The organism is Delftia tsuruhatensis (assembly GCF_903815225.1).
GTDB classification, from domain to species: Bacteria; Pseudomonadota; Gammaproteobacteria; order Burkholderiales; family Burkholderiaceae_C; genus Comamonas; species Comamonas tsuruhatensis_A.
The window spans coordinates 503,393-516,964 of record NZ_LR813084.1; the positions used below are offsets into that span (position 1 = coordinate 503,393).

A 13,572-nucleotide genomic window follows, 5' to 3' on the forward strand; every position below is an offset into this window, starting at 1 on the left:
GTGCTGCCGGCCAAGGCGATGTTCTATCTGGTCTGGTGGACAGGGCAACGGCCCGGGCGGGGCCCGGCCGCGTTAAGCTCGCTGCTCGCATGACTTGGAGCACGGGAGCACAAGGGTGGCAACGCATTGGCAGCCGGGGTTGATCGCCCTGCACGGAAACCAGACCGAGGTCCTGGCGGACACGGTGCTGGCGTGGCTGGCCGCCCATCCGCTGGACGTGCTGGAGCCCGAGGTGGTGCTGGTGCAGAGCAACGGCATGGCCGAGTGGTTCAAGATGCGCATGGCCGAGCAGTTGGGCATATGCGCCGCGGCGCGCGTGGAACTGCCCGCGCGCTTCGTGTGGCGCAGCTACCGCCAGGTGCTGGGACGCCAGGCCGTGCCGCGCGAGTCGCCGCTGGACAAGACGCCCATGACCTGGCGGCTGATGCGGCTGCTTCCCCAATGCCTCGACGACCCGGTCTTCGCTCCCATCGCGGGCTTTCTGCGCCCCGGCGAGCCCGAGCGGCTGCTGCAGCTGGCCCAGCGCCTGGCCGACCTTTTCGACCAGTACCAGATCTACCGTGCCGATTGGCTGGACGCCTGGGAAGCCGGCGGCGATGTCTTGCCCATGCCGCTGCGTCCGGGAGTGCCGCAGGGCCCCGTGCCCGACGGCCAGCTGTGGCAGCCGCGCCTGTGGCGTGCCGTGCTGGCCGAGCTGGACGAGGAGCAGCGCGGCACCACGCGCGCGAGGCTCCAGGGCAGGGTGCTGGAGGCCCTGCAGTCCGGCCAGGCGCCCGTCGAGCCGCTGGCGCGCCGCGTGGTGGTGTTCGGCATCAGTCAGTTGCCGTTGAGCCTGCTGGAGTTCCTGGCCGCGATCGCGCGCCACAGCCAGGTGCTCCTGGCCGTGCCCAATCCCTGCCGTTTTCACTGGGCCGATGCCATCGATGGGCGCGAGCTGCTGCGCATGGCGCGGCGGCGCCATCCGCTGCGCGGCGGGCGCGATCTGGCGCAGCTGCCGCTGGAGGCCATGCATGCCCATGCCCACCCGTTGCTGGCGGCCTGGGGCCGTCAAAGCCGTGACTATGTGCGCCAGCTCGATGCCTTCGACACCACCGGCGCCGCGGCCCACCTGCAGATGCCGCGCGTGGACCTGTTCGACGAGACCGATGCCCGGGACCTGCATGCGGCGCCCCTGCTGGTCCAGGTGCAGCAGCGCATACGCGACCTGGTGCCGCTGGCCGAGCACCCGCCGCTGGAGGTGGCGCGCGCGGACCGCTCCATCGTGTTCCATGGCGCGCACAGCGTGGTGCGCGAACTGGAGGTGCTGCACGACCAGCTGCTGCAGATGCTGGCCCACCCCGCGCAGGCGGGCCAGCGGCCGCTGGCGCCGCGCGACGTGGTGGTGATGCTGCCCTCCATCGAGACGGCAGCGCCGTCGATACGCGCGGTGTTCGGTCAGTATGGGCGGCATGATCCGCGCCACATCCCCTTCGATATCGCCGACCTCGGGGCACGCACCAGCAGCCCGCTGGCCGTGGCCCTGCAGTGGCTGTTGCGCCTGCCCCAGCAGCGCTGCCGGCTCAGCGAGCTGTGCGATCTGCTCGATGTGCCTGCCATCGCGGCGCGCATGGGGCTGGCGGCAGGCGACCTTCCCCAGCTCACGCGCTGGATGGCCGGCGCCGGCATACGCTGGGGCCTGAACGCGCCCCAGCGCGGCGCCCTGGGCCTGCAGGCCTGCGGTGAGCACAACAGCGCCTGGTTCGGGCTGCAGCGCATGCTGCTGGGCTATGCCAGCGGCGCGGCGCAGGACGGCCGGGACTTCGGCGGGATCGAGCCCTATGACGAGGTGGGCGGGCTGTCGGCCGAACTGGCCGGCGTGCTCGCCTCGCTGCTGGAGCGCATGCTGGCCTGGTGGCGCGAGGCCGAACGGCCGGCCACGCCCGATGTCTGGGCGCAGCGCTTTCGTGCGCTGGTGCAGGATTTCTTCAAGGCCCGGGGCGACGAGGACGAGACCATGCTGGCCGCGCTGGACGCCGCGCTGACCGGTTGGCAGCGGGCCTGCGAGCAGGCGGGCTATGCGGCCCCCCTGGAACTGGCCGTGGCCCAGGAGGCCTGGATGCAGGCGCTGGAGCAACCATCCCTGTCGCAGCGCTTTCGCGCGGGTGGCGTGACCTTTTGCACGCTGATGCCCATGCGCGCCATTCCCTTCGAGGTGGTCTGCCTGCTGGGCATGAACGATGGCGACTACCCGCGCCGCGCCACGCGCAGCGATTTCGACCTGATGGCGCTGCCGGGCCAGCAGCGCCCCGGCGACCGCGCGCGGCGCGACGACGACCGCCAGCTCATGCTGGAAGCCCTGCTGTCGGCGCGGCGCACGCTCTACATCAGCTGGACCGGCCACCAGGTGCGCGACAACAGCGAGCAGCCGCCATCGGTGCTGGTGTCCCAGCTGCGCGACTATCTCGCAGCGGGCTGGTGCGGCGAGGGCGGTGGCGGCCTGCTGGAGCAGCGCACCCAGCAGCACCCGCTGCAGCCGTTCAGCCGCCGCTACTTCGAGGAGGGCTCGCCCTGGACCACCTATGCGCGCGAATGGCGGGCCGCGCATGCACCGTCGGATGCGCCTTCGCACATGCCGCAGAGGCCCGAGTTGCCGCGTGCGGCCTTCGTCCCCGATGCATCGGCACCGCTGACGCTGGCGCGGCTCATCGATTTTCTGCGCCACCCCGCGCGCGCCTATTTGCGCCAGCGCCTGCAGGTGCGCTTCGAGCAGGAGGACAACCCCGTCGTGGACGAGGAACTGTTCCAGCTCGACGGCCTGACCGAATACCTGCTGGTTCAGCAATTGCAGCAGCAGCTCGCCTCGGACCTGACCGGCGCGCAGCAGACACCGCGATCCATGGAGGATGGTGTGCGTGCCGCCGTCGCGCGCCTGTCGCGGTCGGGGCGGCTGCCGCTGGCCGGCCTGGGCGAGCGCGGCGCGCGCGCATTGCAGTCCTCGGTCATGCCCTCGTTGCGCGCCTGGCGCGAGCAGCTGGCGCTGTATGCCTGGCCTGCACCGCGCAGGCGCCTGCTGATCGAGCAGGACGGCCTGGTGTTCGATGACTGGATGGACGGGCTGCGCCAGGCGGGTGAACCTGGAACAACGTGCGAAGGGGACGACGGCCTGTGCTGGCTGCTGCTGGAGCCGCGCAAGCTGCTCACCGCCAAGGGCCAGCCCCGGGCCGACAGGTTGCTGCCCTTTTACCTGCGCAGCCTGGCGCTGGCCGCCAGCGGCACGCAGGCCCGCCTGCATGTGGTGGCGCGCGACGGCCTGGTGCAGGCCCTGCCCATGGACCCCCGCGAAGCGCAGGCCGGGCTGCGAGCATTGATGGGCTTGTGGCGCGCGGGCCAGGACGGCCCGCTGCCCCTGCCGCTGCGCGCCGGCCTGGCCATGGCCGAGGACCAGCCGGCCGCCGCGCAACAGGCCTACGAGGGCGGGCACCTGATCGGCGGTGAATGCGAGGACCCATCCTGGGCGCGCTGCTATCCCGACTTCGAGGCCCTGTGCGCCGATGGCCGTTTCGAGGCTTTGGCGCGCGCCGCCCACGGGCCGCTGCTCGACTGGGTGGCCGCGCAGGTGCAGGCCCTGCCGTACGGGGAGGACGCGGCATGAGCGCCACAGTCACCGCCACGGCCAGCCATGTGCTCGATGCCGGGTGCTTTCCGCTGTGGGGTAGCCGGCTGATCGAGGCCAGCGCCGGCACCGGCAAGACCTGGACCATCGCCGCGCTGTACCTGCGCCTCGTGCTGGGCCATGGCGAGCCGCAGGACGGCGGCGGCGAGGGAACGGCCTTCGAGCGCGCCCTGATGCCGCCCGACATTCTCGTCATGACCTTCACGCGGGCGGCCACGCGCGAGCTGTCCGATCGCATACGCCGCCGGCTGATCGAGGCCGTGCAGTGCTTTCGCGGCCAGGCCGAGCCCGCGCCGCACGACGACTTCCTGCGTGCGCTGCGCGAGGACTACCCTGAAGGCGCCGTGCGCGAACGCGCGGCCTGGCGCCTGGCCATGGCGGCCGAGTGCATGGACGACGCGGCCATCCACACCATAGACGCCTGGTGCCAGCGCATGCTGCGCGAACATGCCTTCGACAGCGGCAACCTGTTCGACGAAACGCTGGAGCCCGACGAAAGCCTGCGCCAGACCGAGGCCGCGCAGGACTACTGGCGCCAGCAGTGCTACCCGCTGTCCGACGAGCTGCTGGACGCGGTGCTGAAGATCTGGCCCCATGTCGATGCCCTGGTCGAGGACATGCGCGCGCTGCTGCGCGAGCCCGCCGAGCCTGGCGCGGGCGAAGGCAGCCTGGGCGAATGCCTGCGGCGTGCCACCGGCCAGCGCCAGGCGGCCCTGCTGTTGCTGGCCGAAGGCTGGGCCGGCAAGGCCCAGCGCCTGCAGCGGTGGCTGGATGCACAGCTGGACGGCCAGGGCGCGCTGTGGGACAAGCGCAAGCTCCAGCCCGCGCGCTACACGGGCTGGCTCGAGGCGCTGGCCGACTGGGCGCGGGCGCCGCTCGATACCCCCCTGCAACTGACCGAGGCCGCGCGCCACCGTCTCAGCCCCGAAGGCCTGGCCGAGGCCTTCAAGGGCGCGCCCGGCGATGTGCTGATGCCGCTGGAACTGGCGCAACTGCAGACGCTGCTGGTGCAGCTGGAGCAGTTGCCGCCCGTCAGCGTGGCCGTGCGCCTGCACGCGGCCGCGCGCGTCTCGCAGCGGCTGGCCCTCCTCAAGCGCCAGGCCGGCAGCTTCGGCTTTGCCGACATGCTGCAGCGCCTGGACACGGCCCTGGCTGGCGACAACGGCGCCGTGCTGCGCGAGCGCATCCTGGCCCAGTACCCGGTGGCGCTGATCGATGAATTCCAGGACACCTCGCCGCTGCAGTACCGCCTGTTCGACCAGATCTACCGCACGGCCGCCAACGACCCGCACAGTGCCCTGCTGCTGATCGGCGACCCCAAGCAGTCCATCTACGGCTTTCGCGGTGCCGACATCCACAGCTACCTGCAAGCGCGCCGCGCCACCGAGGGCCGCCACTACGTGCTGGGCACCAACTACCGCTCCACCGAGGCGCTGGTGGGCGCCGTCAACCATTGGTTCGCGCAGGCCGAGCAGCGGCCGGGCGAGGGCGCCTTCATGTTCCGGCGCGGCAGCGCCAACCCCCTGCCGTTCGAGCCGGTCGCAGCCCAGGGCCGGCGCGAACGGCTGCACACGCGCGAGGGTGAGATGCCCGCCATCACCGTGGCCTGGAGCGCCGGCCACGATGAAGACACCGGCGAGCCCCAGCCCCTGCCGGCCGACGAGGTGCGACGCCGCTTCGCCGCCCATTGCGCCGAGCAGATCGTGCAATGGCTGGCCGATGCGCAAGCCGGTTTCGTCCAGCCCGACGGCGGTTTCGCACGGCTGCGGCCCGCCGACATCGCCATCCTGGTGCGCACGGGCCGCGAGGCCGCGGCCGTGCGCCGAGAACTGCAGGCGCGTGCCGTGGCCTCGGTCTATCTGTCGGACCAGGATTCGGTGTTCGCCAGCGACGAGGCCCATGACCTGCTGTACTGGCTGCGCGCCGTCGCCGCGCCGCTGGACGCCCTGGCTGTGCGCGCGGGCCTGGCCACGCGGCTCATCGGCCTGTCGCTGGACGAGCTGGCCCGGCTGGCCGCCGACGAGGAGGCCTTCGACGCCCGCAGCGAGCAGCTGCGCGAGCTGCACGGCGTGTGGCTGCGCCAGGGCGTGCTGGCCATGCTGCGCCAGACCCTGTACCGGCTGGACCTGCCCGCACGCTGGCTGCGCGATCCGGCCCTGGGTGGCGAGCGGCGCCTGACCAACTACCTGCACCTGGCCGAGCTGCTGCAGACCGCCAGCGCCCAGCAGGAAGGAGAGCAGGCCCTGATCCGCTGGCTGGCTACCCAGATCGAGGCGCCGGGCAGCGGCAGCGAAGAGCAGGTCGTGCGCCTGGAAAGCGATGCCGACCTGGTCAAGGTCGTCACCGTGCACAAGAGCAAGGGCCTGGAGTACCCGCTGGTGTGCCTGCCCTTCGCGGGGAGCTTCCGGCCGCTGGAGCGGGCCAGGACGCCTTACCTGAGCCTGGCCTCCCATGAGGGTGAAGGCGAGGCGGCCACGGGCCGCCGGCTGCTGCTGGCCTACAGCGACGAGGAACTGGCCCGTGCCGACCGCGACCGGCTGCGCGAGGACCTGCGCCTGTTCTACGTGGCGCTCACCCGCCCGCGCCATGCGCTGTGGCTGGGCCTGGCCCCGCTCAGGCGCGGCGGCGGCAAGGCCTGCGTCAATGAACAGGGGGCGGCCGGCTACCTGCTGGGCGGCACCGGGCCGCGTTCGGCCCAGGGCTGGCTGGACGCGCTGCGCCAGCTGTGCGGTGACGGCGGCTCCATGGCCTGGCGCGATCTGGACGCCGTGCCCTTGCGGTGTACCCGCTGGCAGCCACCGGCCGACGCCGCGCCGCTGCTGGAGGCCGCGCCCTACGATGCGCATTTCGACACGCGCTGGGGCATAGGCAGCTTCTCGGCTCTGGTCCGTGCCATGGCAGCGCCCAGCCTGCCCGTGCTGCCCGTGTCCGTGCAGCGCCCGGCCGAGGATGAACAGGGCCTGGAGCCGCCATCCCCGGATCTGCACGACATGGCCTCCATGGCGGACCGGCCGCAGCCGGCAGGCGCGGCCGTCTGGCACCGCTTCCTGCGCGGTCCCGTGGTGGGCAACTTCGTCCACGAGCAGCTCGAATGGCTGGGCGGCGAGGGCTTTGGCCTGCCCATGGATGGCCAGGGCATGCTGGCCCAGCGCCTGCTGCGCCGCTGTGAGCGCGCGGGGCGGGCAGAGCAGGCCCAGGACCTGCTGGCCTGGCTCACGGCCGTGGTCCACCAGCCGCTGGCACCGCTCGACGTGACGCTGGCCACCCTGGGGCCCCAGTTGTCCGAGATGGAGTTCTGGCTGCCCGCGCGCCAGCTGCCTGCCGAGCGCATCGACCAGTTGTGCCGGCGCTTCATCCTGCCCGGCCAGGCCCGGCCCGCGCTGCCCCAGCGTTCGCTGCATGGCATGCTCATGGGCTTTGCCGACCTGGTGTTCTGCCACGAGGGCCGCTACTGGGTGCTCGACTACAAGAGCAATCACTTGGGGCCCGATGGCAGCGCCTATGGTGCCGAGGCCCTGGCGCGGGCCATGCTCCATCACCGCTATGACGTGCAGGCCGCGCTGTACCTGCTGGCCCTGCACCGGCTGCTGCGCAGCCGCCTGGGCGCGGCCTACGCGCCGCAGCGCCAGCTCGGCGGCGCGCTGTACTACTTTCTGCGCGGCATCGACGGGCCGGCCGGCGGCTTGCATGTCCTGGCGCCCGAGCCGGACCTGCTCGATGCGCTCGACGATCTGCTGGGCCTCGGGCAGCTGGAACCGGAGGAGAAGCCATGAGCCCGCGACCGCGCTCGCGCCAGATCGATACCGCCACGCTGGACCTGTTCGACGAGCGTCCGGACACCGATGACATCCTGGCCCTGTTGCGCCGCTGGGCCGATGCAGGCCTGCTGCGCCGGCTGGACGTGGCGCTGGCCTCCTTCGTCGCCGGCCAGGACGCGCAGGCCCGGCCTGCCCTGCTCGTGGCGGCCGCGCTGCTGGCGCAGATGGAGGGGCGCGGCCACAGCTGCCTGCCGCTGGCGCCGCTGGCCGGCAACCCCAACGAGGTGCTGGCCTGGCCCGCCGAGGCACTGGCGGCCCAGCAATCCCTGTGGGAGAGGCTGCCCCGCAGCCTGTCCGGCTGGGTCGACGCGCTGCGCGCGAGCCCCGTGGTGCGCGTGGAGGCACCGGACGCCGAGGACCGTGGCCAGCCGCTGGTGCTGGCCGGCGCGCACGGGACCGCGCCGCTGCTGTATCTGCGCCGGTACCGGGACTACGAGCGTGCCGTGGCCACGCAGGTCATGCGGCGCACCGCATCGGCCGACGCGCTGCACGAGTCCCTGGCCCGTCGCTGGCTGGACCGGCTGTTCCCGCACGCCCGGGGCGATGCCGGCGTGGACTGGCAGAAGCTGGCCTGCGCGCTGGCGCTGCGTGGACGGCTGTCGGTGATCACGGGTGGCCCGGGCACGGGCAAGACCTATACGGCCGCGCGGCTGCTGGCCCTGCTGTTCGCCACTGCGCCCGATGCCGCGCAACTGCGCGTGGCCCTGGCCGCGCCCACCGGCAAGGCCGCGGCGCGCCTGAAGCAGTCCATCGACGCAGCCCTGTTGCAGTTGCAGGACGGCATGGGCGGCGAGATCGACCTGGCGGCCCTGGTGCAGCGCATGGGTGCGGCCCGCACGCTGCATTCCATGCTCGGGGCGCGGCCCGATACGCGGCACTGGGGCTTTCATGCGGGGCGGCAGCTCGACGTGGACGTGCTCATCGTCGACGAGGCCTCGATGATCCACCTGGAGATGATGGCCGCCCTGCTCGACGCCCTGCCTGCCGGCGCGCGCCTGGTGCTGCTGGGCGACAAGGACCAGCTGGCCTCGGTCGAGGCCGGCGCCGTGCTCGGCGACCTGTGCCGCGATGCGCAGGCCGGGCGCTATCTGCCGGACACGATGGACTATGCGCGGCGCGTGGCCGGCCTGCGGATTCCCGACCGTTTCGCCGCGGCCGCGGGGGACCGCGCACCGGCGCTCGCGCAACACACGGTCATGCTGCGGGAGAGCCGGCGCTTCGGCGGCCCCATCGGCCAGCTGGCGCGCGCCGTGAACGAGGGCGATGCGGTGCGGGCGCAGGCCCTGCTGGATGCCGGCACGCGGGGCGGGCCGCACTCCGAGCTGTGGGAGCGCCAGGGCGGCGGCGTGCAGGCCGTGACCGAACTGGCAGTGCACGGCCGCGCCGGGCTTGCCAGCTATGCCCTGTATGCGCAGGCGCTGCGAGCCAGGCCGGAGGGCGGCCTTGCGGACGAGGCTGCGCACCGCGCCTGGGTGGTCGGTGTGCTGCAGGCCTTCGAGCGCTTTCGGCTGCTGTGCGCGGTGCGCGAAGGCGAGTGGGGCGTGGCGGGCCTCAACCATGCCGTCGAGCAGGCGCTGCACGGGCAAGGCGTGATCCGCAGGGGCGGCGAATGGTATGCGGGACGGCCCGTCATGGTCACGCGCAACGATGCGCAACTGGGCGTGTTCAACGGCGACATCGGCATCGCGCTGCCCGGCCTGCAGCCGGGGCAGCCGCTGCGGGTGTACTTTCTCCAGGGCGACGAACTGCGTTCGGTCGGCGTGGGCCGGCTGGCCCATGTGGAGACCGCCTTCGCCATGACGGTGCACAAGAGCCAGGGCTCGGAGTTCGAGCACACGGCCCTGGTGCTGCCCTCGCGCGCAGGCAGCGTGCTCGGGCGTGAGCTGGTCTACACCGGCATCACGCGCGCCCGCCAGGCCTTTTCGCTGTTTTCCGAGGTGCCGGGCCTGCTGGCCTCCGCAGTGGGCAGCCCCACGCAGCGCGCCAGCGGGCTGCTGCGCTGGCTGGAGGACTGAGGGCTCAGGCCGACGCCTTGTCGCCGGCGTAGCGCTGCATCATCAGCGCGGTGTTGGTCTTGCGGTCGGCGTTGACCTGCTGCACCGTGGGCCGCTCCCCCATGCGCGCCAGGTACTCGCGCACGGGCAGGTCGGCCAGCACGTCGCGGCCGCCAACGATCTTGCTGGCAGCGCTGACCAGGGGCAGGTGCACGATGGCGCAGCAGTCCGCCAGCGTGAAGCGGTCGCCCGCCACGAAGGGGGCAAAGCGCGCCAGTCGGGCGAAGGCCGCCACGTTCTTGTCGAGCTGGGCCAGCGTACGCTCCTTCAGGGAGTCGCTGACCTGGCCGCCGAAGAAGGCCTGCGGATAGAGGTTGCGTGCGACCAGTTCCAGATGCAGGTCCAGGAACACGCACAGCTCGCGCACCTTGGCGGCCTCGAAGGCATCGGCGGGCAGCAGGGCGGGGGAGGGCGACAGCGACTCCACATACTCGGCCATGGCGGCCGATTCGCACAGGCCCCGGCCATCGGCGATGCGCAGATAGGGCACCTTGCCCAGCGGCGACAGCGCCATGTCGGTCTCGCCGATCCAGGCCAGTTCCTCGTCGAAGGGCAACTGCTTTTCCAGCAGGGCCAGCTTGACCTTGTTGTAGTAGTTGCTGGCCGAAAATCCGCACAGGGTAAGCATGTTGGTCTCCTTGGGTTGTGATGGGGCTGGTGCCTGGCCGCATGGTAGGCGGGTGGCATGGCGCCATGGCGTCTCGCAGATGACGGCCTGGGGCAGACCCCTAGAATGGCGCCATGCCGCTTCGCCTGCACACTGCCTTGCATGCCTGCGCCCGCTGGGTGCTGGGCCTGTGGCTGTGCCTGGCGCTGGCATCGGCCTTCGCGCCGCTGGCGCGCGCCTCGGGCTGGGAGCGCCTGTGCTCGGCCTCGGGCGAGGCCGTCTGGGTGCCAGCACCCGGTGGACAGGATGGCGCCCAGGCCATCGGCCATGGCATCGACTGCCCGCTGTGCCTGCCGCCGCTGGCGCCGCCGGCTGCTCAGGGCCGGCTGCTGCCGGAGCCGACGGCCTCGGACACGCGGCCGGCCGCACGCCCGGCATCCTGCCATCTGCCAGCCCTGCCGGCCCTGCCGCAGGCCCGCGCACCGCCCCCGGTGATCTCCTGATTCGAACCTGCCCCCTTTCCCTGTGCAAGGCACGCAGACCGTGCCGCAACGAACTGAAATTTCTGGAGAAACCGTGATGACACTGCGTCAATGGACCACCCCTTTCATGATCGCCGCCTCCCTGTCCATGAGCCTGGCCCATGCCCACGCCGATGCCGCCCATGTCAAGGCCGAGGCCGCCTGGGCCCGCGCCAGCGTGCCGGGCCAGCAGGCCTCGGGCGCCTTCATGCGCCTCACGGCCGAGGAGCCGCTGCGCCTGGTCGGTGTCGAATCGCCGGTGGCCGGCGTGGCCGAGGTGCATGAAATGAAGATGGAAGGCGATGTGATGCGCATGCGTGCCATCGAAGGCCTGGACCTGCCCAAGGGCGTGGCCGTGGAGCTCAAGCCGGGTGGCTATCACGTCATGCTGCAGCAGCTCAAGAGCCCGCTGGTCAAGGACAGCCAGGTGCCCATCACCCTGGTGTTCAAGGACGCCAAGGGCGAGACTTCGCGCCTGAGCCTGCAGGTCCCCGTGCGCGCCATGGCGCCCGCGGCCCATGGCGGCGGCCATGCAGGCCATTCGCACTGAGACCCTCTGCCATCCACCGGGTTTGTGCGCAGCCGCGCCGGCATGACATGCCGTGGACTTGCGCCGCGCCTGGGTTAAGCTGGGAGCATGGCCGGCGGGATCCGCCGGCATGCTCTTCCAACCCAGACTTTGAGCGAGTGCGGCCATGAGTGATGCATCCTCCTTCGGATTCGGCAAGTTCATCCCCGGTTTCGACTTCCTGCAGGGCCTGGCCCAGAGTGCGGGATCGGCCACCGCCCGCCCGCTGGGGCGCCTGCCCGAATGGGTGGCGCCCACGGTGAGCATCGAGGAGGTGGACAAGCGCATCACCGAGCTCAAGGCCGTGCAGTTCTGGCTGGAACAGAATGGCAAGGCGCTGGCGGCGACCATCCAGGCGCTGGAGGTGCAGCGCATGACGCTGTCCACGCTGCAGGGCATGAACGTCAGCATGGGCGAGCTGGCCCAGGCCTTCCAGTTCCCCGCTGCTGCCGCCAAGGGCGCCGCAGGCCAGGGGCAGGCCGACCATTCGGATTGGCCCATGTCCTCGGCTGGCACCAAGGCGGGCAAGTCGGGAAAACCGCCGGCCGCCCCGGCGCCGGCCGCAGCCAGGAGCACGGATTCCAAGCCTTCGCAGGCACCGGCCCCCGAGGCATCGGCCTCCGAGGCATCGACGGGCGGGGATGCGTCTGCCCAGGCCGCGGCCATGGGCCAGGCCATGCAGTGGTGGGGCGCATTGACCCAGCAGTTCCAGCAGATCGCGGCCAAGGCCATGGCCGAGCCGCTGGCCCCGGAAGCCGTGGCGGCCGCCCAGCGGGCCACCGGCATGGCCGGGGACCTGGCCAAGGCGACCATGGAGCGCATGACGGCCCAGGCAGGTGCCTTCGCGGCGCAGGCGGCGCAGGCGGTGCAGGCGGGCAAGTCGACGGCACCCAAGAAGGAGCCCAAGGCGGAGCCCGCGAAGACGGCGGCCAGGGCTGCGGCGCCCGCCAAGGCCGCGGCCCGCAAGAGCTCTGCAAAGACGGCAGCCAGGGCCCCGGCTGCCGGCAAGGCCGCGGCCAAGGGCCGGCCGTCGCGTTGAACGGGGGCGGACCCATGGACGCAAGGCCCGTGCCGGCCGCAGGCCGGTTTCCGGCAAGCGCAGAAAGAAGGTGGGAATGTCTTTGTTTCCTGTAGGCCATGCCAGCCATGCCGACTGGCGCGTCGCCGCCGATGCGGTGCTGCGCCAGCTGCGCGCGCAGCTGTCAGGGCCGGACCACGCGCAGCGGCCCCGGCTGGGCCTGGTGTACCTGTCCCATGAACATGCGGCGCACGCACGTGCGCTGCTCCAGCATCTGGCCCGGGCGTTGCCGCATGTGGCGGACTGGGCCGGTTGCTCGGCCGGCGGCGTGCTGGCCATGTCCCATGAATACCAGTCCGGGCCCGCGCTCGCGGTGATGCTGCTCGATGTGCCGGCGGCCCACTACCGGCTGTACTCCGGCCTGGCACCGCTGCACGCGCCGGGCGGGGAGGCCGGCTTCACGGCCCGCTGCGCGCTGGTTCATGCCGAGGGTGGTCAGCCGGAACTGGCGGAGTTGCTGTACGAGCTGTCCGAGCGCACCGAGTCCGGTCTGCTGTTCGGTGGCCTGGGCAGCGGCGGGGATGACGGCGTCGAAGGCGTGCAGATCGCCTGCCGCACCGAAGAGCTGCACGCGCAGCAGGGCGATGCCCGTGGAATCTTCCGGGGCGGTTTCTCCGGCGTGGCCTTCGGCTCCGCCGTGCCCTGCATCACGGGCATGGCCCAGGGCTGCGTGCCGTTGGGCGAGGGCCTGGAGATCACCGAGGCGCGTGGCGCCCTGGTCACCGGCCTGGATGGGGACCCGGCACTGCAGCGCCTGCTGCAGTTGCTGGGCGTGGAGCTGGAAGGCAGCGACTGGCAGCCCGCGCTGACCACGGTGCGCACCACGCTGGCGGCGATTGCGCCGCCGGGCCGGGGCATGGCCCATGGCGTGCTGACGGAAGAGGCCCAGGTGCTGACCCTGGTCGGCCTGGATCCGCTGCGCCAGGGCGTGGCCCTGTCCTGCGCCGTGGAGGCCGGGCATTCCGTGATCTTCTGTCGCCGCCAGGCCCAGGTCGCACGCCAGGAACTGCTGCAGCTGGGCGCGGCGCTGCGCGATGCGGCGGAGCCCGGCGACGGCCAGGCGCCGGAGCCATCGCAGCCGCCCATCCGCGGCGCCATCTACATCAGCTGCCGGGGCCGCGGTGGCGGCCTGTTCGGAGGCCCCGATGCCGAACTGCGCACCCTGCGCCACGCGTTGGGCGACGTGCCGCTGATCGGCTTCGTGGCCGAGGCCGAGATCATGGACGCGCGCCTGCACCGCTTCGCAGGTGTGTTGACGGTATTCACGGCGTAGC

At 72.1% G+C, this 13,572-nt stretch carries 8 protein-coding genes; 7 read left to right on the forward strand and 1 reads right to left on the reverse strand.

Annotated features, from left to right (window positions below; genetic code table 11):
* The first annotated feature begins 115 nt into the window (after positions 1-115).
* The 3 genes from recC to recD are packed head-to-tail and all read left to right on the forward strand — an operon-like array spanning position 116 to position 9,485.
* On the forward strand, positions 116-3,631 hold the full coding sequence (recC, locus tag L1Z78_RS02365; RefSeq protein ID WP_234639968.1) for an exodeoxyribonuclease V subunit gamma: 3,516 nt from the start codon (positions 116-118) through the stop codon (positions 3,629-3,631).
* Positions 3,628-7,425, forward strand: coding sequence for an exodeoxyribonuclease V subunit beta (gene recB, locus L1Z78_RS02370; RefSeq protein WP_234639969.1), 3,798 nt, complete (start codon positions 3,628-3,630; stop codon positions 7,423-7,425). Before recC ends, recB begins: the two co-directional genes overlap by 4 nt.
* The gene (gene recD, locus L1Z78_RS02375; RefSeq protein ID WP_234639970.1) at positions 7,422-9,485 is read left to right on the forward strand and encodes an exodeoxyribonuclease V subunit alpha; all 2,064 of its coding nucleotides are present in this window, start codon (positions 7,422-7,424) and stop codon (positions 9,483-9,485) included. Before recB ends, recD begins: the two co-directional genes overlap by 4 nt.
* A 4-nt stretch (positions 9,486-9,489) precedes the next feature.
* Here the strand turns inward: recD and L1Z78_RS02380 are convergent, their stop codons facing one another.
* Complete coding sequence (locus L1Z78_RS02380; RefSeq protein WP_234639971.1) at positions 9,490-10,152, reverse strand: glutathione S-transferase family protein; 663 nt, start codon at positions 10,150-10,152, stop codon at positions 9,490-9,492.
* Between the two features lie 113 nt (positions 10,153-10,265).
* Here L1Z78_RS02380 and L1Z78_RS02385 point away from each other — a divergent pair, with 113 nt between their 5' ends.
* The 4 genes from L1Z78_RS02385 to L1Z78_RS02400 all read left to right on the forward strand — a co-directional run bounded on the left by L1Z78_RS02385 (position 10,266) and on the right by L1Z78_RS02400 (position 13,571).
* Positions 10,266-10,634 (forward strand): hypothetical protein, encoded by a 369-nt coding sequence (locus L1Z78_RS02385; protein WP_234639972.1) that lies wholly within the window; start codon positions 10,266-10,268, stop codon positions 10,632-10,634.
* Positions 10,635-10,710: 76 nt separating this feature from the next.
* Positions 10,711-11,202 (forward strand): copper chaperone PCu(A)C, encoded by a 492-nt coding sequence (locus L1Z78_RS02390; protein ID WP_234639973.1) that lies wholly within the window; start codon positions 10,711-10,713, stop codon positions 11,200-11,202.
* Between the two features lie 145 nt (positions 11,203-11,347).
* Entirely contained in the window at positions 11,348-12,259 is a 912-nt protein-coding gene (locus L1Z78_RS02395; RefSeq protein ID WP_234639974.1) for a PhaM family polyhydroxyalkanoate granule multifunctional regulatory protein, read from the forward strand.
* Between the two features lie 76 nt (positions 12,260-12,335).
* A complete protein-coding gene (locus L1Z78_RS02400; RefSeq protein ID WP_234639975.1) occupies positions 12,336-13,571 on the forward strand; it encodes an FIST signal transduction protein in 1,236 nt (411 codons plus the stop codon).
* The last annotated feature ends 1 nt before the right edge of the window (position 13,572 follow it).

What these genes read in the sequence shown, in the direction of transcription:
- L1Z78_RS02400 (WP_234639975.1), top strand. Translation starts at nt 12,336, where the DNA reads ATGTCTTTGTTTCCTGTAGGCCATGCCAGCCATGCCGACTGGCGCGTC.
- L1Z78_RS02380 (WP_234639971.1), bottom strand. Translation starts at nt 10,152, where the DNA reads ATGCTTACCCTGTGCGGATTTTCGGCCAGCAACTACTACAACAAGGTC.
- L1Z78_RS02395 (WP_234639974.1), top strand. Translation starts at nt 11,348, where the DNA reads ATGAGTGATGCATCCTCCTTCGGATTCGGCAAGTTCATCCCCGGTTTC.
- recD (WP_234639970.1), top strand. Translation starts at nt 7,422, where the DNA reads ATGAGCCCGCGACCGCGCTCGCGCCAGATCGATACCGCCACGCTGGAC.
- recB (WP_234639969.1), top strand. Translation starts at nt 3,628, where the DNA reads ATGAGCGCCACAGTCACCGCCACGGCCAGCCATGTGCTCGATGCCGGG.
- L1Z78_RS02390 (WP_234639973.1), top strand. Translation starts at nt 10,711, where the DNA reads ATGACACTGCGTCAATGGACCACCCCTTTCATGATCGCCGCCTCCCTG.
- L1Z78_RS02385 (WP_234639972.1), top strand. Translation starts at nt 10,266, where the DNA reads ATGCCGCTTCGCCTGCACACTGCCTTGCATGCCTGCGCCCGCTGGGTG.